This is a genomic window from Halalkalibacter oceani (genome assembly GCF_023715605.1).
GTDB lineage: Bacteria > Bacillota > Bacilli > Bacillales > Bacillaceae_D > Halalkalibacter > Halalkalibacter oceani.
Genome location: NZ_JAMBOL010000010.1, coordinates 1 through 18,130 on the forward strand (window position 1 = coordinate 1; position 18,130 = coordinate 18,130).

Consider the following 18,130-nt stretch of genomic DNA (forward strand, 5'->3'; position numbering starts at 1 on the left):
AAAGAAGCCCAATAACCCCCATTTTTTAAAAGGAGGCCATTATAGGCTTCTTTGTCATGCTTACATTTCTATTTTACGAAAGCTTTACCCTTCTCCTATTACTGCTTGACTTTATATAGTTAGTCTCTCCGTTTTATCTCAGGCACGGAAGCAGCGTGCAAAGTCCGGCCTGGTTCAAGTCTTTCTTCATCACAATCTCAGCTTGACCGAGCCTCCCCTCCTCTTTCATTCCACTTTGCGCCAGTCCTCTTCCACCAGCTCGTGATTCAGGGCAATCCCTGCTTCATAGCCTTCGCTCGCTGCACCCATCAGGCCTGTAAATCGTTTGGCCGCATCGCCAATCACATAAACGCCTTCGACCTCTGTCTTACCATGGCTTTGCGTTTCAAAGCTCCCTTTATCCGTCAGAGGAATGCCGAGCTTCTGCGGGAGAAATGTACTCTGCTTCGCTCCTGTATCGAGTAAAAATCCCGCTTTCCGCGCTAGTCGTTCACCTGTTTGAAAGACGATTTGCTGCAGCTGGCCTTGATCTGCAACGAGCTCGCGGATCGGTGTTTCGATGAATGAGATCGAGTGACGCTCCAATTCGTTCTTCTCATCCTCTGAAATCATCGCTGTACCGTTCGTGCAAACAATCAGATCACGGCTCCAATTATGAATGATCCTCGTATAGGCTAACAGCTTCCTGCCATTGCCAATAATCACAAGCGGCTGATCCTGAAACTCCCACCCATCACAATACGGACAGGAAAAAAATGACTGCCCATATACATCGCTCAATCCTTTAATGTCAGGCAGCTCTTCCCGTAGTCCGGTGGCGACGATCAGCTTGCGGCTGGTCAGAATTTCTCCCTTGCTCGTTTTCGTAATAAATTGATTTTGCTTGCGCTCAATATCAATTGCTTCATCCTGATGCAGACCGACCGTCGGATATTTCTCCATTTGTTCTCTTGCTATTTGCCGCAACTCAAACGGCTTGGCTCCATCACGCGTTAAGAAACCGTGCGAGCGCTTTGTGATTGCGTTGCGCGGATGTCCTTCGTCAACAAGAGCGACGGTCCGCCGCGCTCTGCCCAGTACTAATGCCGCACTCAATCCCCCTGGTCCTCCGCCGATAATGACAACATCAAGTATGGAATCGCTCACGTTTTCCCCTCCTTCACCGAAAATTTTTCTCGTCTACATTCATTCCCAACCATTCCCTTTCTAAACCTTGCCCCCTCTTCTGCTTACCGACAAAATAATCTGAAAAAAGAAAAAAGGATTTTAATATATTAGTGTAGAAAAGTATATTTCTAAAGTGTTTTTCGCAAAATGATTGGAAGATTACCTGCCCATGACGGTGTTAATTTTTCACAGTTATAGTAGGATAAAGGGCAGTGAACAGGCAACACTCGCCTGCTAATCTTCCACCTATTCCATCATGTAAGGAGGGTTATTCTTCAACACTTTCGATTCTTCACATTAAAATCGATTCAGGAGGAACCAAGATGGTAGAATTTTTACAAGCGATTAATAATGTATTATGGAGCACACCTGTCATTTATATTTTGCTTCTTATCGGCTTAACATTCAGTGTGCTGACTCGTTTTCTGCAGCTGCGTTATTTCAAGGAAATGTTTTCTCTGATGTTCAAAGGAAAAAGCTCAGAAGCTGGCGTTTCCTCTTTTCAGGCCTTATCAGTCGCCCTTGCCGGACGCGTCGGAACCGGTAATATTGCCGGGGTGGCAACAGCGATCTTCTACGGAGGTCCGGGAGCTGTCTTCTGGATGTGGACGATTGCCTTTTTAGGTGCATCCAGTGCCTTTATCGAGTCGACGCTTGCCCAGATTTACAAAGTAAAGCAAGGCGGGCTGTATCGCGGGGGTCCTGCTTTCTATATCGAAAAAGGGATTGGAATTAAATGGTTTGCTGTTCTTTTTGCGGTTGCCGCGCTCTTAGCGATGTCTTTCTTAATGCCTGGTGTCCAATCAAATTCCATTGCAGTAGCCATGAATAATGCTTTCACGATTCCAAACTGGGTTACTGGTCTTATTCTGATAGTGTTTCTCGCTCTCATTATCTTCGGCGGTATTAAACGCATCGCCAGTACAGCAGCCTTTCTTGTCCCGTTTATGGCGATTGGTTATATGATTATGGCTGTCATCATTATCGCGCTGAACATCACAGAAATTCCGGCGACGATCAGCTTGATCATCAGCAGTGCTTTCGGGATGGATTCGATCTTTGGCGGCCTGCTTGGAAGTGCGATTTCATGGGGCGTCATCCGCGGTATTTATTCAAATGAAGCCGGACAGGGGACAGGGCCGCATCCGGCGGCTGCGGCTGAGGTTTCTCACCCGGCGAAACAGGGTCTCGTTCAGGCTGCCTCGGTCTATATCGATACATTGCTCGTCTGTTCGGCTACAGCCTTTATGATCCTCTTTACCGGCCTGTATAATACAGAAGCTCCGGACGGCACGATGATTGTCAATAATTTACCGGGCGTTGAAGTTGGCCCGGGATTTACCCAGGAAGCGATTAACAGCGTCTTCTCTGGCTTCGGAACCGGCTTTGTCGCAATCGCCCTTCTGTTCTTTGCCTTTACAACGATCATGGCGTACTACTATATTGCCGAAACGAACGTCACCTATCTGTTGCGTGGCAGACAAATCAACTGGCCGATTCTGCTCGTTAAGCTCGCTCTTCTTGTGGCGACGTTCTATGGCGCTTTGCGTACAGCAGATACGGCATGGCTGCTCGGTGATATCGGGCTCGGCATCATGGTCTGGCTTAATATTATTGCGATCGTCATCCTCGCCAAACCAGCGCTCCGAACGCTGAAAGACTACGAACGCCAAAAAGCGGAAGGACTCGATCCGGTTTTCAATCCGAAAGATGTGGACATTCAGAACGCCGAATTCTGGGAGTCTTATCAAACCGACAATAAACAGGAAGCGAAGAAACAACAGCGTTATTAATAAGAAAAACGCGTAGCGTCCTTTCTCGCATCATCGCGAAAATGTTTATACTTTCTTATCTTTTAAAAGGAGGCTGTGACAAAAGGTTGGTTTTACCTTTTGTCACAGCCTTTAAGCAATGAGCGGAACCGCCACGATCTTTTAAAGCCCGTTGTGAGTGGGTTTCTCACAACGGGCTTGTGGCGTGTGAAGCCATTGCCAGTAGGTCCAAAGCTAGTTTTGGCTCAAGCTTTTTTCTGAAAATGCGTTTTTGATGAAAAAAGCTGCCTCATTGAATGAGACAGCTCAGCAATTATTCTTCCCAGACCTTTACTTCCTTCATCACATCGCCCTGGTTAATCCGGAGCACGGTGTCCATCCCTTCTGTCACTTGTCCAAAGACAGTATGGACGCCATCAAGATGCGGCTGCGGCTCATGAACGATGAAAAACTGACTGCCACCCGTATCTTTGCCGGCATGCGCCATTGAAAGCGAGCCCGCCACGTGCTTATGCGGATTGCCTTCTGTTTCGCATTTAATTGTATAGCCGGGACCTCCCGTCCCATTTCCAATTGGACAACCGCCCTGGGCGACAAACCCTGGGATCACACGGTGGAATGTTAAACCATTATAGTAGCCTTCATTTGCTAACTTCTCAAAGTTTTCCACAGTTCCCGGTGCTGCCTCCGGGTAAAATTCAATCACAATCTTTTCTCCGTTTTCAAATTCAATGGAACCTTTTTTCATATGTATTGCCTCCAATTTCTTTTAGATTCACCTTATTGTACATGATTCCCGCCGACATGTGAAATCGAATGGATGACGGGCCGGGACGAAAGCGTGCTGGCTGCATGAACAGCCGGACAAATGACAGAGGGTGGACTGCACCGCTCCTGAAGCTGCTGAAAAAGGACGATGTTGATTTTTTTAGCAGCTTACACGCTTTACTATTTATGTCCCAGCCGGCATCTCTTTTCCTTCTCAAATCTGCAACATCAGACGCCCGCTATTTTGCGACGTTATTGGCAAGGGGGACATCGAGCCGCAGTAAATCCTGATAGCTTTCCCGTTTAATCACTTCCTGCGCCTCACCGTTCTCGACAAAAATGACCGGCGGGCGCGGAATACGATTATAATTATTCGCCATCGCATAGCCATAAGCTCCCGTACAGAACACAGCCAAAACATCTTCATGGTTGGCATTCGGCAGCGGCAAATCCCAAATCAGCATATCTCCGCTTTCGCAGCACTTGCCGGCAATTGAAAACGTATCTGTCGGCGCTTCATTGGCCCGGTTGGCAAGTATCCCTTCGTATTCCGCCTGATAGAGCGCCGGTCTGAGGTTATCGCTCATTCCGCCGTCAACCGCCAAATAGTCGCGTACATTAGGAATATGCTTCTTTGAACCGACTGAATAAAGCGTCGTACCGGCATCCCCGACAAGCGAGCGGCCCGGTTCGATCCAGATTTCGGGCATATCCATCTCAATTTCCGCCGCCTGACGCTTGACTACCTCGATCATCTTCTGGACGTATTCTTCAGCAGGAAGCGGCGTATCTCCTTCAATATAGCGAATGCCGAAGCCTCCACCCAAATTTAACACCTGTGGTGTGAAATCAAACACTTCCCGCCAATGCTTAATCAGTTCAAACATTTTTTCAACCGCCATCACAAACCCGGTAGTTTCAAAGATTTGTGAGCCGATATGACTGTGAACACCGAGCAGGCGCAGATTCCCGTCAGCCTGAGCGACTTCAACAGCCTGATGCACCTGGCCGCTAATCAGATCAAAGCCAAATTTGGAATCCTCCTGTCCGGTGGAAATATAATCATGAGTATGCGCCTCAACGCCCGGGGTGATCCGCAGCAAAATACTCATCTGTACATTCCGTTCAGCGCAAATCCGGCTTAACTCGCCCAATTCATAAAAATTATCGACAACGATGCAGCCAATTTGGGCTTCGACCGCCATTTCCAGTTCCATGAGACTTTTGTTGTTGCCATGAAAATGGACTCTTTCCATCGGAAAACCGGACTGGATTGCCGTATACAGCTCCCCGCCGGAAACGACATCAAGGCTCAGCCCAAGCTCATCGGCAAGCTGGAACATCGCAATACAGCTGAACGCTTTGCTCGCATAGGCGACCTGATAAGGCACCTGTTCCTCGATAAACGCCTGTTGAAAGCTGGCGGCCCGTTTCCGGATAAGAGCAACATCATAAATAAAGAGCGGCGTGCCATAATCGCGCGCTAAGGCAGTCGTGTCAACTCCGCCAATTTCAAGATGTCCCTGATCGTTAATCGTGCTCGTCCCATGTAAATACATACTCGTCCTCTCCTTCATCATCCTATAAAGAAAACAGCTAATGCGACTACACTAGCTGTTAAAAGGGTCAATTCCTAACACCAGAATAGTTCTCCACTGCACCATGCAGTGACAGTCCGCTGCTTCTTCAACAGCGACCCAGCTATGGATGAGTTGGCGCTCATTCCACGCTTCGGCAATAGACCTTTCCACTTTGCTCATCGCTGCCACCGCTCCAAAAGTGTACTGATTCCGCTTGCGCCTCTACCCCAATTGTTTTGAGGTTTATGAAATTTAGTCGCTATTACTTTACCATATCAAACAAAATAGTTCAATCTTTATTCAGACCGTTGTTTAATCGGATCCTGAGGATTGACAATACTTGGCCGGAAGCGGACCGACGGCACTGTCGCCCTGATTAAAATTTGCCAGATGGCCGGTGGATCAAATGGAAGAAACGGCCATAAATACGGCTTATTAAACGCTTTAATCATCGCCAGCAACAGAATAAACAGCGTGCCGCCGATAATAAAGCCCGGCGCTTTAAAGATCGCCACAACGATAATGAGCATAATCCTTGTCGCCCGCAGCGCAACGCCAAGCTCATAGCTCGGTGTTGCGAAAATCCCGATCGCGCCAAGGGACACATACAGAATAACTTCCGAGGTGAAATAGCCGACCTCGATTGCAATTTCCCCAATCAATAAAGCGGCGACGAGACCGAGAGCGGTGGCCAAAGGGGACGGTGTGTGAATCGCCGCCATACGCAGCAGTTCGATTCCTAGCTCAGCAATCAGAATTTGGACGACGATCGGCACGTTATTCGTCTCCTCCGGCCCGATGAAATCAAGTCCCGCCGGCAACAAACTCGGCTGAATCACGAGCAATAGCCAAAACGGCAAAATAAAAAGGGAAAAAAAGATTCCTAAAAAACGCGTCCAGCGGAGAAATGTTCCAATAAACGCTGCCTGCCGGTATTCCTCAGCGTGCTGAACATGATGAAAAAGCGTCGTTGGTGTAATAATCACACTCGGCGAGGCATCGACAATGATTAAAATATGCCCTTCCAGCAAATGTGTTGCCGCGACATCTGGACGCTCAGTGTAGCGGACAAGAGGAAAGGGGTTCATCCCCTGTTTGACAATATATTCCTCGACAATTTTGTCGGCCATCGTCAAGCCATCTAAATTAATTGCCTCAAGCTCCTTCCTGACTATCTCCACTAAATCAGGATCAGCAATTCCATCGATATACGACAAACAGATGTCGGTTTTTGAGCGAACCCCGACCTGCATAATTTCATTGCGCAGCCGCTCATCACGAATGCGCCTCCTCGTCAAAGCGGTATTAAGAATAATGTTCTCCGTGTAGCCGTCACGCGCCCCGCGCACGACCCGCTCTGTGTCAGGCTCTTCCGGGCTGCGTCCCGGGTAGCTTCTGACATCAACAACAAATGCCTCATCTTCGCCTTCTACAAGAATAAAGATTAAGCCTGAGAGCATCCGCGTGATCGCTTCATCAAGCGATGACGTATACTCGACCTGGACATGCGTCAAATGATTTTGAATCGCCTGTTTCACTTTCACCGACGGGGTTTTCCGCCCGCGGGCGTCAAGCAGCATCAGCTCTCTCATGATTTCAATAATATACTCAATATCACATAAGCCTGTTACGAAATAAATTTGAATTTCTTTATCAAGAACAGGAAGCTTCCGTACCCCGACATCAAACGATTTATCAAAGCCGAGCCGCTTTTTCAGAATCTCCTCGTTCACCTTAATATCCCGTGATATCGCTGTCTCTTGTTTGTCAAACTTCTGACTCATGATATCCGCTCCGTTCCAATATAATTTCGATTGCCAGCTTCGTGATCGGCGCGCCCTTTTCAACAGTATCGAGACCGGCCATTTTTCCGATATCACCGACGCCGACGACTACCGGAAGGGATAGCTCGTCCAGTACATAAACGGTGTCTCCATTAATCCGGCCAAGCTCCAAGTCGGCCAGACCGTCTTTATCAATCCCATATTCAGTAAGGTTGCCATAGCGGTCAATACCGACATCAATATGCGCCCATTCACTGGCATGGGTCGAGGAAGCGACAGCAACAGCGCCAATTACCTCAATCGCCGGATGGTTGGCCAAATAATGCATCGCCGTTTCCCCCATCCCGGATTCACGGTAGCCGCCATCATCAAACATCACAAGCACTGGATCATTAGGAGTTTGTAAAATGAGAGAAGCAAGCTCCTCGCCTGTTAAGTGCGAAGGGTTTCCTGACGAATGACTGATACAGCGCCCGCCAATCTCCCGGCTTGCCTGTTCGACTGCTTTTCTGGCAGCTTCATCTCCATCCGTCACAAAAATAACTTTAGGCTTTCTCTCCATTTTTCGTCACCCCTTTGGCTTAAAAAAGATTGCAATTAAAAAACTGAATAAAATCGTCGAGGAAATACCGACAGACGTCACTTCAAACACGCCCATCCCGACTCCCCAAAAACCGTAGCGATCCCCTTCTGCCATCGCTCCATGCACGAGTGAATGGCCAAAGCTGGTAATCGGCACTGTCGCTCCCGCTCCGGCAAAATCAATCAGACGGTCATAAAGCTGAAAGCCATCCAACAACGCCCCAGCCACAACAAGCGTGCTGAGAGTATGCGTGGGAGACAGCTTGCCGACATCCATTAACAATTGCCCCAAAAAGCATATCAACCCGCCCACAACGAAAGCGATCACATACTCAAGCATGTCGGTTACTCCTTTCGTTCAAATGAAATGGCATGAGCGATGCAAGGAATTGTTTCCTTCTGCTGGATCATCAGCGGGCTCAGCAGGGCCCCTGTCGCCACAACAAGCAGTCGCCGGAACTTTCCTCTTTTCATTTCCTGCAGGAGATGGCCGTATGTCACAACAGCCGGGCAACCAGCCCCGCTTCCTCCCGCGAAAACGGGCTGCTCCTGTTGGTAGATCATAATCCCACAATCCTGGTAGTTATTTACGAGGCGGATCCCTTTTTCTTGTAGTAGTTTACGCAAAATTCCACTTCCTACCCGTGATAAATCCCCGGTTACGATCAAATCATAATCATCGACTGTCCGCTTCGTTTCCTCAAGATGCGTTAAAATCGTATCCGCCGCGGCCGGCGCCATCGCCGATCCCATATCAAACGGATTCGCCAGCCCGAAATCAATCACCTTGCCGACGGTCGCCTCCGTAATTTGAATCGCTGACGGCTTCGTGCCAATTACAATCGCTCCCGCTCCGGTCACCGTATAGGTGGATGTTTCAGGACGCTGGCTGCCAAATTCAGTCGGATAGCGAAATTGCCGCTCTGCCGTCGCATTATGACTGCTTGCTGCGGACAGCACCAGTTTAGCCGCTCCCGTATCAATAAGCAGACTGCCAAGTGCCAGCCCTTCCATCGCCGTCGCACAGGCGGCAAAAAGGCCAAAATATGGCCGCTCCAGCTCGCGCGCGTGGTAATTGGACGTCACAATCTGGTTCAGCAAATCGCCGGCTAAAAAAAAGTCGATCTCTTCCGCCTTTTTCTCAGCTTTTTTTAAAGCCGCCTCCACCGCGTCCTTCATCAGTTTCCGTTCAGCGAGCTCCCAATTTTCTTCCCCGGCGTACAAATGATCATAGGCTTTATCAAAACTGCCACCTAATGGACCTTTTGCTTCCTCAGGGCCGACCGCGGTTCCCGTTCCCTGCACATATACCGGATTGTTAAAATGCCATGTTTGCCTTCCTCTTCGTTCCACCTGCTCCACACTCCTACGATTGAATCAGCATTTTTACGAGCAGCCTCGTCAATCCGACGATATAGGCTGATAATACGCCGAAAGCGATCACGGCTCCGGTCAGCTTGAACATATTGGCGCCAATGCCGAACACAAGCCCTTCACTTTTATGCTCCAATGCCGCACTCGTCATCGCATTGGAAAAGCCTGTGACAGGCACTAATGAACCGGCGCCGGCGAATTGACCAAGCTTGTCATACAAGCCTAGTCCGGTCGCCAGTGCAGCCAGTAGAATAAGCGTCGCCAAAGTCGGCCCCATCGCTTCCTTTTCTGTAAACGGAAGATACGTCAAATACAAGTTGTTCAGCCACTGTCCGAGCGTGCAAATAAAGCCTCCGATCAAAAATGCTTTAGCACCATTACGCCATACCGCCCGCTTCGGCTGATACAATTGAATGTTTTTTTGGTATTGTTCTTTCTCCGTCGTCGTTGCCATCCTTCATCCTCCTACTTAATAAAAAAAAGCCAGTGAAACAGCGAGCCGCATACCTTACCTAGGGCGATCGCCATTAAAAAGCGGACAATATGACCGTCGAGGCCGATTCTCTTCGCTAAAATCGGCAAAACATTAAGCACTTCCGTCAGCGCTGCGGCAAGCATCCCGACAAAGGTGCCCGCCGCCAGCCCGATTGGAATGAGCCAAAGCGGAGAGGCGTGCAAGGAAAACGGATAAAAGCTGGCCCACGTTCCAGCCTGCACTCCAATAATCAACGCCCATTCGTAGAAGCGGATAAACGAGCCGGTTTTTGTTAATTGCGTCATGCGCGGCGCTACCCCGAGCACGGTCAGGAAGGCGACAAATCCAGCGCCGACTGCCAACCCGCCCCCAAGGCCGATCAGCATGACCAACACCGATTCAATGGCCATTGTCTTTCCCTTGCTTGTTTTCGTGATGAAGCAAATAGGCATCGAGCGATTGCTGGTACTGAAACATTTCAACCTCTAGTGGACTAGGCTCTTCATTTAACCGCTTGCGGAAAAAGTGATTGAAAAACAGCACCATGCCAAGCCCTAAGCCGATCGAATAAGGAATTTGTAAAAGCAAGGGCTTTGCCGCTTCATTGCCGGTTACAAGCTGAAAGATCCGGAGGTGGACAGCCCGCATGCTTACATCCTCATGAAAGTTCATAATCGCCAACCCGGCGCCGATAAATAATAAAAACCAAACGACCACCACATAGACGGGTGCTAGCGCCGACTTTGCCTGTTTTATCTCGACAATCGTCTGTGGCGCGCCGACGGTTTGGATCGAAAGGTGAGGAAATACCTCATGGATTTTTTTTGTGACATCAATGATGTCAATAATCAGATGAGTCTGATCTTCAGGTGAAATCGAATAAAGAGGAAGCCCGGCCAGTGCAGCCTGCCTCGTTTCAGCCGCATTCATATGAGCAATATCACGAAGAACAAGCACCTGATTGCAAGTAGCAGAAATCCGCGGTTTTAGCCGCAAATACAGCTCCTCTCGCTCCACTCGAATCACCTCCATTTTGCTTTTAGTATGACAGAAAGCCCTCAACTTCATTCTCCTCCACAAGCAAAAACTGCCTCCCCTTCTTCAAAACGTAGACAAAGAGGATGGGACAAAAGGTTGTTTTTTGACCTTTTTCCCAGTCTCTCTAAGCAATGAGCGGAACCGCCATGATCTTTTAAAGCCCGTTGTGAGTGGGGTTCTCACAATGGGCTTGTGGCGTGTGAAGTCATTGCCAGTAGGTCCAAAGCTAGTTTTGTCTCAAAGCTGTTTTTGCATTTTCATCGCCTGCATGGATTTTTTTCCCCTTCAGGTTCGTCCAACGCAGTCGATGCTTTTGCTTAAGATCGCAAAGACTCGTTCAATCGTTGCTTTCCGTCTTACATAGATCTCTCTATATTAGGCTCAAGCAACCTTTTCCAATTAGAAAAAATCCCGGAAGCGAGGTCGACTAAACAAAAAAGTCATTTTCTTTTATCTGAAAATTCGCTACACTGACAGTAAGCCTATTTTTTGTAAAGGAGTGTTTCTTGATGGCCTTAGTTCCGTTTTCTTATGCGAGAAAAGCAATCTTGCAAGTAGTAACATCGATTGACGAAGACAAGCTTGACTTTGTTCCTGCGGGGTTCGCCAATTCTATCCGCTGGAATGTCGGTCACCTGCTCGTGATCGCCGATCGCAACCTGCGGCATGCTGCCAATTATCAGCCGGTTGTTCCTGACCATTACACCAGCTTCTTTGACATGGGCACCGCTCCAGCGCAATGGACAGACGAGCCTCCGTCAACGGCGGACTTGATCAAATATGCCGAAGCCCAGCTTGAAGCTGTGGAGCGGATTTCTGCCAACGGCTGTGATCTGCCGCTCGCAAAAACTTTCAACTTACGCGGGACAACATTCACGACGCTTTCCGACCTGCTCGGTTTCTTAAGCTATCATGAAGGTCTTCATTTAGGCGCCTGTAAACTGATTAAGAAAAACGCGGGTGCGTAAGTGGCTCTCGTTCCCTATTTGAAGTAGGACATAACGAAAGCGCTTACCTGAACAGAATCCCAGCCGTCATATAGCGAAGAAAAAAAAGACTGATTCTCGCAACCACAAAAAGCTGTTGTGGTTTTTGAGAATCAGTCTTTTAGCTGTCATATTCCCCGATTTCCTGCTTCATGTACTCAAGGATCTTCTTTTCAAGCCGAGATACTTGCACCTGGGAGATTCCAAGTCGTTCCGCAACCTCGGACTGGGTCTGATCCTTATAGTAACGGAGATAGACAATTAAGCGCTCCCGCTCATCAAGCTCGCGGATCGCTTCCTTCAACGCGATCTTATCAAACCATTTCGTCTCCGATTGATCGGCTATTTGATCAAGAAGGGTAATCGGATCACCGTCATTCTCATATACCGTTTCGTGTATCGAGGACAGGGAGCGGCTCGCCTCCCCAGCAAAGACGACTTCTTCCGGCGAGATGTGAAGCTGCTCGGCGATTTCTGTCACCGTCGGGGTCCGCCCAAGTGTTTTCGTCATTTCATCTTTCATTTTGCGAATTTTGTTGCCGAGCTCTTTCACTGAACGACTAACCTTAACCGTCCCGTCATCGCGGAGAAAGCGTTGGATCTCCCCAATGATCATTGGAACGGCATAGGTCGAAAACTTCACTTCATAGGAAAGATCGAATTTATCGACTGATTTAATTAAGCCGATGCAGCCGATTTGAAATAAGTCATCCGCTTCATAACCCCTGTTCATAAAGCGCTGAACGACCGACCAGACAAGACGGGTGTTGCGGTTAACAATTAAATCGCGCGCTTCCTGATCACCGGCCTGGCTCTTTTCAATCAGCTTTCTGACTTGTGCATCCGTAAACGGGGCTTCCTTTTTCTTCTGCTGTTTCACCTCGACATCCATAGGCAAAACTCCTTAATTACATATAGCTTTGCTATTTGTAAGTGTTTTTTTCAAATAGACCGTAGTTCCAATCATCGGTTCCGAGACGACTTCAAGTTCATCCATAAAATTCTCCATGATGGTAAATCCCATGCCGGAGCGCTCAAGTTCAGGCTTCGTCGTATAAAGAGGCTGCCGGGCCTCATCAATATCCTGTATGCCGACCCCTTCATCGCGAATCGTCAGCTCAATCACATCATCCTCAATCGTTACGTGAATGTAGACCATTCCGTCAGGCTGATTTTGATAGCCGTGAATAATCGCATTCGTGACAGCTTCCGACACAACGGTTTTAATTTCCGTCATTTCGTCCATCGTCGGGTCGAGCTGAGCAATAAAGGCGCCAACTGTTACGCGGGCAAAGGATTCATTTTGACTTTGCGAAGAGAATTGCAAATCCATTTTGTTTTTCATTGGTTACGCCACCCCCAATGTCAAAAGTGCATACTGTTCACTTTCTTCAAGCCGAATGATTTTAAACAAACCAGACATCTCAAACAAACGCTTAACAGCTGGAGAAATCGCGCAAACGACCATTTCGCCGCCGACCGCTCTTACTTGCTTGTATCGCCCTAAAATCACGCCAAGTCCCGAGCTATCCATAAAGGTCAGCTGCTCCAAATTCAGCACGATATGCTTAATCTGTTGTTTCGCCAGGTTGTCTTCGACCTGGTTGCGCAGCTGTTCTGCCGTATGATGGTCGAGCTCTCCAACCAAACGTACCAATAGTACGCTGCCTTTCTGCTGTAGATCAATTTGCAAGCTCATTCGATCACTCCCTCTCATAAATAAGGTTGAATCCTTTTTACAACGCTTGAGAGAGTTTCGGTATTGCACCTGCTCGTTCCTGCCCGATGACAAAACTAGTCCTCATTCGTAAAAAGCTGTCAAAACCAGTGCTATGCTGCTCCAAATTTCGAGAATACTCGTTTAAATAATGTCCACCATGTCGCTTCGAGAATATCATCACCTGCTACGACCGGCGATGTGCTCACCACTTCCCCGTTCTTTTCAAGGATAAGCTCGCCGATCTCATCTCCTTTTGAAATCGGGGCGCGTAAATCAGTATTCATTTCAAGGCGCTCGACCACATCATCGATCGTATCTCCTTTTTTCGTAAGCAAGGAAACGGACTCAGACGTTACGACAGGGACCATATCTTTATCGCCGCGGCTGACTTCTACCTCCGCAAGGGTATGCTCCCGCTCATACAGCTTATGAGTTTGAAATTGATTAAAAGCATAGTCAAGCATAGACGTTACCTGGGCATTGCGATCCTTTGGCGTCGGTGCCCCCATAATGACGGAAATAACACGCATGTCATTTTTCTCTGCGGTAGCGGTTAAGCAGTACATTGCTTCCCGGGTAAAACCTGTTTTCAATCCGTCGACCCCTGGATAGAAGCGAACAAGTTTGTTCGTATTCACCAGCCAAAATTTGTCATCTGTATCTGCCCGTAAATAATCTTCATAAATGCTTGTGAATTTTGTAATATCTTCATACTTCAACAGTTCTTTCGAGATCATCGCCAAATCATAAGAGGTCGTATAATGATCCTCGGCAGGCAGCCCGTTTGAATTCATGAAATGAGTGTTCTCCAGCCCAAGCTCCCGCGCTTTTTCATTCATCATATTGACAAATTCTTCTTCTGACCCGCCAATGTGCTCAGCCATCGCGACAGAAGCGTCATTTCCCGAAGCAACGGCAATCGCTTTCAGCATATCGGAAACTGTCATTTCCTCTCCCGGCTCTAAAAAGACTTGTGAACCTCCCATGGAAGCCGCATATTCACTCGTCCGCACTGTATCATCATAAGAAAGAGAGCCTTCATCAATCGCTTCCATAATGAGAAGCATCGTCATGATTTTTGTCATACTTGCCGGCGGTAATTTTTCATGGCTGTTCTTTTCAAAAAGGACTTTGCCTGTATCGCGCTCAATCACGATCGCAGACGTAGCATTCTCCGCGAGCTGTACCTGTTTTTCAGCCGCGTAGGCAGCTGGTGCCATCATTCCTGCTAACAAGCAAATACTTACCAAACTGGATAGAATTTTTTTCATCCCCATCCGACCTCCATCTCAAATTATCATATTTCGATCCCAGGTAATGCTGCCTCCAGGAGCAGAGACATCCCAAGTTTGCTACCTCCCATTTTTTCCAATTACGTTTCTTTTATACATAAAAAAACAGCTTCTCTATCATTTAGCTTTTGGCTAATAGAGAAGCTGTTTTAAGATAGATAAGAACCCGGCGAACAAGTTAAAGCGAGACGGCAGCCGCCTTGCTCAAATTACATTCTGCCATAGTACGCATTTTCAATAATGGTCTGAATGTCCTGATCGCGGGTCAAGCGCGGATTAATCAATACATTTCCACTTCGCATGGAATCCTTTACGAGCTGATCAAGACGATCTAACGTCACGCCAAGATCTTTAATATTATCCGGAATGCCTAACGACTGATTCAGTTCAATTACGGCCTCCAACGCCAGCTGTCCGGCATCGATTTCCGATAAGCCCGTGACATCCTTTCCTAAAGCAATCGCGATATCCTTCATTTCAGCCGGACAAGCCGGTAAATTGAATTTCATCACGAATGGTAAAAGCGTCGCATTGGCAATGCCATGAGGAATGTTAAACACGCCACCGAAGGAATGAGAGATAGCGTGCACATTTCCTAAGCGCGACTGCGAGAAGGCATAGCCTGCGATCATCGAGGCAACAAGCATCTTCTCGCGGCTCTCCATATCCGTCCCGACAAAGTAAGCCTTTTGAATATACTGTCCAATCAATTTAACCGCATGAATCGCCAGCGCCTGGCTGATTGGATTGGCGGTTTTCGACGTATAGGACTCAATCGCATGCGTCAGCGCATCCATCCCTGTTGCCGCAGTGATGCTTTGCGGACAATGCTTTGTCAGCTCAGCATCAAGGATCGCGATTTTCGGGAACAGATACGGACTGATAATCGCCGTTTTAAACAAGGTTTCCTTATTCGTCACAATTGTCGATGCCGTCACCTCGCTGCCCGTTCCCGCCGTTGTCGGTACAGCGATCAATGGCAATGTCGGCTTCGGCAGCACACCGACTCCCTCATAATCAAGGATGTCTCCTTCATTCGTCGCCATCGCCGCGATCGCTTTCGCCGTATCGATGCTGCTTCCTCCGCCAATCGCCAGCACGACATCACAATCCTGCTCATTCAAAAAGGCGACCCCTTTTTGAACGACTTCCGCACTCGGATTTGGCTCGACTTCATCAAAAATCTCATAAGCGAGCTGACTGTCTTTCAGCGACTTTTCAATATTCTCCAGCAGACCGGCTGCCCTCACCCCGTGATCTGTAACAAGCAGGACTTTTTTCGAGACAAGCGGCTTCAGAAATTCCCCCGTCTTTCTCGCATATCCAATCCCACATTCAACTTTCGTTGGCATATATAGCTGATACGATGCTAAGCTCATTATTCTTCGCTCCTATTCCTAAACTGACTCTCCCCGGCGATATAAGGCTGCTAAAAAGGAAGTTTTTCAGCAGCCTTGCTATTATTTAATATAAGTCGTTAACGTGCCAAGGTTTTCAATTTCAACCTGAAGTTCATCACCCGGCTTTAGCCAGTCGCGTTGACCTTCCGGATCCCCCATAATCACTCCTTCAGGCGTTCCCGTTAAAATAATATCTCCAGGAACAAGTGTCATATGTTCAGAGATATAGCTGATGATCTCTGAACAGCTGAAGATTAAATCTGATGTATTTGAATTTTGCCGAAGCTCGCCGTTCCGTTTGAGCGTAATCGATAAATGATCCGGATTGTCAATATGCTCATCGCTGACAAGGTATGGTCCGATCGGACAGAAATCATCCGTTGTCTTTCCTAGCAGCCATTGCGAGCTGACAAACTGCAAGTCGCGTACAGAAAGATCATTCCCGTTCGTGTAGCCATAGACATACGAAAGCGCATCCTCTTTCGCGACATTTTTCGCTTCCTTCCCGATCACGATGACAAGCTCAGCTTCATAATCAAACTCTTTTCCTTTTGTCGGCAGCTTGACGTCAGCATTATGGGCAGTCAACGTGTTTGCAAATTTGCTGAAAATAATCGGTTCTTTCGGATAAGGCATATTGCACTCATCAGCGTGACGCTTGTAGTTAAGACCGACACAAATAATCTTTTGCGGCGCAGGCACCGACGGACCGAAAGTCAGACCATCCTCTTCTAAAAATAAGGCATCAGTTCCTTGATTTGTTTCGACCAAATCCTGAAGCGCGCGCTTGCCTGCTTCCCCTTGAGCAATTAATTCAGCAACCGTAGTCGGCGCCTGTCCATTTGCAGCTGCTTCAACATCAAAAATTCCTTTATCTGTTTTTACCCCTAATGCTAGCTTCTCATCCTTATAAAACGTTACTGTAATCATATTCTTCCTCCTATGGTGTTTGTAGCTCTTTCACAATATGCTTAGGTTGTTCCCCGGTTAAAGCCCGGACGAGGTCCTGAGCGGCAAGCATCGCCATATCATAGCGGGTCTTGGCCGTTGCCGACCCAATATGCGGCAAGAGAACAGCATTTTTCAATTGCAGCAATGGATTATCTTCATTAATCGGCTCTTCGGCAAAAACGTCTAAGCCCGCCGCTCTGATTTCGCCTGTTTGCAAGGCTTTAATTAACGCCCGCTCATCGACCGTGCCGCCTCTGGAGGCGTTAATGAAAATCGCCGAGCTTTTCATTAACTTAAATTGCTCTTCTCCGATTAAATGCTCGGTTTCTTTTGTCAACGGAGTCATTAAGACGACATAGTCCGACTCCTGGAGCAATGTATCCAGATCGAGATAGTCAATGCCCAGTGATTGTTCAACATCAGGCTTAGGGGTACGGCTATAGTATTTCACGTCCATGTCAAAGCCCCGTTTTGCCCGTTTTGCAATCGCCGCACCAATCCGTCCCATGCCGATAATGCCAAGGGTGGTATGATGAACATCAACGCCGAAAATCGCCCGCTCCGGTACTTTGCCCCATTTCCCTTCACGTACGAACGTATCCAGCTCCGGCACTCTCCGCGCCGTTGATAAAATCAGGGCAAAGACGAGATCGGCAACTGTGTCATCAAGCACAAAGGGAGTATGTGTTCCAATAATGTTCCGTGCTTTCATTTCAGCAATATTGAAATTGTTATACCCTACCGACATATTGCTAATCACTTTCAAATTAGCAGCATGATCAAGCAATTCCGGATCAATTTCCCGTCCTGCTGTCGTTAATAATCCATCTGCTTTCTCAAGCTTGGCCAACAGCTCCTGCCTGCCTTGTTTATGGGCATCCTCCCACTTCTCCACTTCACAATGCTCCCGAATAAAGTTTTCAATATCAGCGGCAATCGGCTTGTCTACAAATACACGCGGTTTCATAGATTTACACCCTCATTTCTCTATCATTTTGTTTCGCTGCCACTCGCACTCTTTTCTATGTAAGTATGTAAGTCTCTCCACTAAAGATAGAAAAGAACCGCAGCGTGATAGGTTTTTATTATGCGCTTACAGTTTTTACTATTCAGATTTTTCTGGATTAACAAGAGCTTTCCTGTGCTTCATTCTTTTACTTGAATTAAAGAAGGGGATGTCTAAAAAAAGCCTGTTAACACGAGGCGGCGGGTTCTGTTCTGCCTAAAAGTAAGCAGGAAAG

19 protein-coding genes and 1 riboswitch are annotated in these 18,130 nt (G+C 47.7%); of the genes, 2 read left to right on the forward strand and 17 right to left on the reverse strand.

Going from position 1 to position 18,130, the window contains the following annotated elements; translation table 11 throughout:
* Positions 1–225: 225 nt before the first annotated feature.
* Complete coding sequence (locus M3202_RS11955) at positions 226–1,146, reverse strand: NAD(P)/FAD-dependent oxidoreductase (RefSeq protein ID WP_251223564.1); 921 nt, start codon at positions 1,144–1,146, stop codon at positions 226–228.
* A 344-nt stretch (positions 1,147–1,490) separates the two neighbouring features.
* Between M3202_RS11955 and M3202_RS11960 the strand changes: the two genes are divergently transcribed.
* Positions 1,491–2,960: an alanine/glycine:cation symporter family protein gene (locus tag M3202_RS11960; protein WP_251223565.1), complete on the forward strand. Its 1,470-nt coding sequence runs from the start codon at positions 1,491–1,493 to the stop codon at positions 2,958–2,960.
* 292 nt (positions 2,961–3,252) lie between these two features.
* On the opposite strand, the gene M3202_RS11965 is transcribed toward M3202_RS11960, so the two are convergent.
* The 9 genes from M3202_RS11965 to M3202_RS12005 form a co-directional block, all read right to left on the reverse strand.
* Positions 3,253–3,687 carry a peptidylprolyl isomerase gene (locus tag M3202_RS11965; protein ID WP_251193004.1) on the reverse strand — a complete coding sequence of 145 codons (435 nt, stop codon included), beginning with the start codon at positions 3,685–3,687 and terminating at the stop codon, positions 3,253–3,255.
* 259 nt (positions 3,688–3,946) lie between these two features.
* Positions 3,947–5,266, reverse strand: coding sequence for a diaminopimelate decarboxylase (gene lysA, locus M3202_RS11970; RefSeq protein WP_251223566.1), 1,320 nt, complete (start codon positions 5,264–5,266; stop codon positions 3,947–3,949).
* Positions 5,267–5,344: 78 nt separating this feature from the next.
* A riboswitch (Lysine riboswitch) is annotated at positions 5,345–5,520 on the reverse strand.
* A gap of 63 nt (positions 5,521–5,583) precedes the next feature.
* Complete coding sequence (locus M3202_RS11975) at positions 5,584–7,071, reverse strand: spore germination protein (RefSeq protein ID WP_251223567.1); 1,488 nt, start codon at positions 7,069–7,071, stop codon at positions 5,584–5,586.
* On the reverse strand, positions 7,055–7,633 hold the full coding sequence (spoVAEA, locus tag M3202_RS11980; RefSeq protein WP_251223568.1) for a stage V sporulation protein SpoVABEA: 579 nt from the start codon (positions 7,631–7,633) through the stop codon (positions 7,055–7,057). The genes M3202_RS11975 and spoVAEA overlap by 17 nt, the downstream gene beginning before the upstream one ends.
* 6 nt (positions 7,634–7,639) lie before the next feature.
* Positions 7,640–7,993 carry a stage V sporulation protein AE gene (spoVAE, locus tag M3202_RS11985; RefSeq protein WP_251223569.1) on the reverse strand — a complete coding sequence of 118 codons (354 nt, stop codon included), beginning with the start codon at positions 7,991–7,993 and terminating at the stop codon, positions 7,640–7,642.
* A gap of 5 nt (positions 7,994–7,998) precedes the next feature.
* Positions 7,999–9,006, reverse strand: a complete 1,008-nt coding sequence (gene spoVAD, locus M3202_RS11990) for a stage V sporulation protein AD (protein WP_251223570.1) — start codon at positions 9,004–9,006, stop codon at positions 7,999–8,001.
* Between the two features lie 13 nt (positions 9,007–9,019).
* A complete protein-coding gene (gene spoVAC / locus M3202_RS11995; RefSeq protein ID WP_251223571.1) occupies positions 9,020–9,481 on the reverse strand; it encodes a stage V sporulation protein AC in 462 nt (153 codons plus the stop codon).
* An 11-nt stretch (positions 9,482–9,492) separates the two neighbouring features.
* Positions 9,493–9,912 carry a stage V sporulation protein AB gene (locus M3202_RS12000; protein ID WP_251223572.1) on the reverse strand — a complete coding sequence of 140 codons (420 nt, stop codon included), beginning with the start codon at positions 9,910–9,912 and terminating at the stop codon, positions 9,493–9,495.
* Positions 9,902–10,519, reverse strand: a complete 618-nt coding sequence (locus M3202_RS12005; RefSeq protein WP_251223573.1) for a stage V sporulation protein AA — start codon at positions 10,517–10,519, stop codon at positions 9,902–9,904. Before M3202_RS12005 ends, M3202_RS12000 begins: the two co-directional genes overlap by 11 nt.
* A 530-nt stretch (positions 10,520–11,049) precedes the next feature.
* Between M3202_RS12005 and M3202_RS12010 the strand changes: the two genes are divergently transcribed.
* Entirely contained in the window at positions 11,050–11,508 is a 459-nt protein-coding gene (locus tag M3202_RS12010) for a DinB family protein (RefSeq protein ID WP_251223574.1), read from the forward strand.
* A 139-nt stretch (positions 11,509–11,647) separates the two neighbouring features.
* On the opposite strand, the gene sigF is transcribed toward M3202_RS12010, so the two are convergent.
* The 7 genes from sigF to M3202_RS12045 all read right to left on the reverse strand — a co-directional run bounded on the left by sigF (position 11,648) and on the right by M3202_RS12045 (position 17,856).
* Positions 11,648–12,418 (reverse strand): RNA polymerase sporulation sigma factor SigF, encoded by a 771-nt coding sequence (sigF, locus tag M3202_RS12015; RefSeq protein WP_251223575.1) that lies wholly within the window; start codon positions 12,416–12,418, stop codon positions 11,648–11,650.
* A gap of 12 nt (positions 12,419–12,430) precedes the next feature.
* Positions 12,431–12,871, reverse strand: a complete 441-nt coding sequence (gene spoIIAB, locus M3202_RS12020; protein WP_251223576.1) for an anti-sigma F factor — start codon at positions 12,869–12,871, stop codon at positions 12,431–12,433.
* A 3-nt stretch (positions 12,872–12,874) separates the two neighbouring features.
* Entirely contained in the window at positions 12,875–13,225 is a 351-nt protein-coding gene (gene spoIIAA / locus M3202_RS12025; RefSeq protein WP_251223577.1) for an anti-sigma F factor antagonist, read from the reverse strand.
* Positions 13,226–13,356: 131 nt separating this feature from the next.
* Positions 13,357–14,517, reverse strand: a complete 1,161-nt coding sequence (locus tag M3202_RS12030; RefSeq protein ID WP_251223578.1) for a D-alanyl-D-alanine carboxypeptidase family protein — start codon at positions 14,515–14,517, stop codon at positions 13,357–13,359.
* A 230-nt stretch (positions 14,518–14,747) separates the two neighbouring features.
* Complete coding sequence (locus M3202_RS12035; protein WP_251223579.1) at positions 14,748–15,917, reverse strand: iron-containing alcohol dehydrogenase; 1,170 nt, start codon at positions 15,915–15,917, stop codon at positions 14,748–14,750.
* Positions 15,918–15,998: 81 nt separating this feature from the next.
* Complete coding sequence (locus M3202_RS12040) at positions 15,999–16,868, reverse strand: fumarylacetoacetate hydrolase family protein (protein WP_251223580.1); 870 nt, start codon at positions 16,866–16,868, stop codon at positions 15,999–16,001.
* 10 nt (positions 16,869–16,878) lie between these two features.
* Positions 16,879–17,856, reverse strand: coding sequence for a 2-hydroxyacid dehydrogenase (locus tag M3202_RS12045; RefSeq protein WP_251223581.1), 978 nt, complete (start codon positions 17,854–17,856; stop codon positions 16,879–16,881).
* Positions 17,857–18,130 lie beyond the last annotated feature (274 nt).

What these genes read in the sequence shown, in the direction of transcription:
- spoIIAA (WP_251223577.1), bottom strand. Translation starts at nt 13,225, where the DNA reads ATGAGCTTGCAAATTGATCTACAGCAGAAAGGCAGCGTACTATTGGTA.
- lysA (WP_251223566.1), bottom strand. Translation starts at nt 5,266, where the DNA reads ATGTATTTACATGGGACGAGCACGATTAACGATCAGGGACATCTTGAA.
- spoIIAB (WP_251223576.1), bottom strand. Translation starts at nt 12,871, where the DNA reads ATGAAAAACAAAATGGATTTGCAATTCTCTTCGCAAAGTCAAAATGAA.
- M3202_RS11965 (WP_251193004.1), bottom strand. Translation starts at nt 3,687, where the DNA reads ATGAAAAAAGGTTCCATTGAATTTGAAAACGGAGAAAAGATTGTGATT.
- M3202_RS11960 (WP_251223565.1), top strand. Translation starts at nt 1,491, where the DNA reads ATGGTAGAATTTTTACAAGCGATTAATAATGTATTATGGAGCACACCT.
- M3202_RS12010 (WP_251223574.1), top strand. Translation starts at nt 11,050, where the DNA reads ATGGCCTTAGTTCCGTTTTCTTATGCGAGAAAAGCAATCTTGCAAGTA.
- sigF (WP_251223575.1), bottom strand. Translation starts at nt 12,418, where the DNA reads ATGGATGTCGAGGTGAAACAGCAGAAGAAAAAGGAAGCCCCGTTTACG.
- M3202_RS12030 (WP_251223578.1), bottom strand. Translation starts at nt 14,517, where the DNA reads ATGAAAAAAATTCTATCCAGTTTGGTAAGTATTTGCTTGTTAGCAGGA.
- M3202_RS11975 (WP_251223567.1), bottom strand. Translation starts at nt 7,071, where the DNA reads ATGAGTCAGAAGTTTGACAAACAAGAGACAGCGATATCACGGGATATT.
- M3202_RS12000 (WP_251223572.1), bottom strand. Translation starts at nt 9,912, where the DNA reads ATGGCCATTGAATCGGTGTTGGTCATGCTGATCGGCCTTGGGGGCGGG.
- spoVAE (WP_251223569.1), bottom strand. Translation starts at nt 7,993, where the DNA reads ATGCTTGAGTATGTGATCGCTTTCGTTGTGGGCGGGTTGATATGCTTT.
- M3202_RS12040 (WP_251223580.1), bottom strand. Translation starts at nt 16,868, where the DNA reads ATGATTACAGTAACGTTTTATAAGGATGAGAAGCTAGCATTAGGGGTA.
- M3202_RS12045 (WP_251223581.1), bottom strand. Translation starts at nt 17,856, where the DNA reads ATGAAACCGCGTGTATTTGTAGACAAGCCGATTGCCGCTGATATTGAA.
- spoVAEA (WP_251223568.1), bottom strand. Translation starts at nt 7,633, where the DNA reads ATGGAGAGAAAGCCTAAAGTTATTTTTGTGACGGATGGAGATGAAGCT.
- spoVAC (WP_251223571.1), bottom strand. Translation starts at nt 9,481, where the DNA reads ATGGCAACGACGACGGAGAAAGAACAATACCAAAAAAACATTCAATTG.
- M3202_RS12035 (WP_251223579.1), bottom strand. Translation starts at nt 15,917, where the DNA reads ATGAGCTTAGCATCGTATCAGCTATATATGCCAACGAAAGTTGAATGT.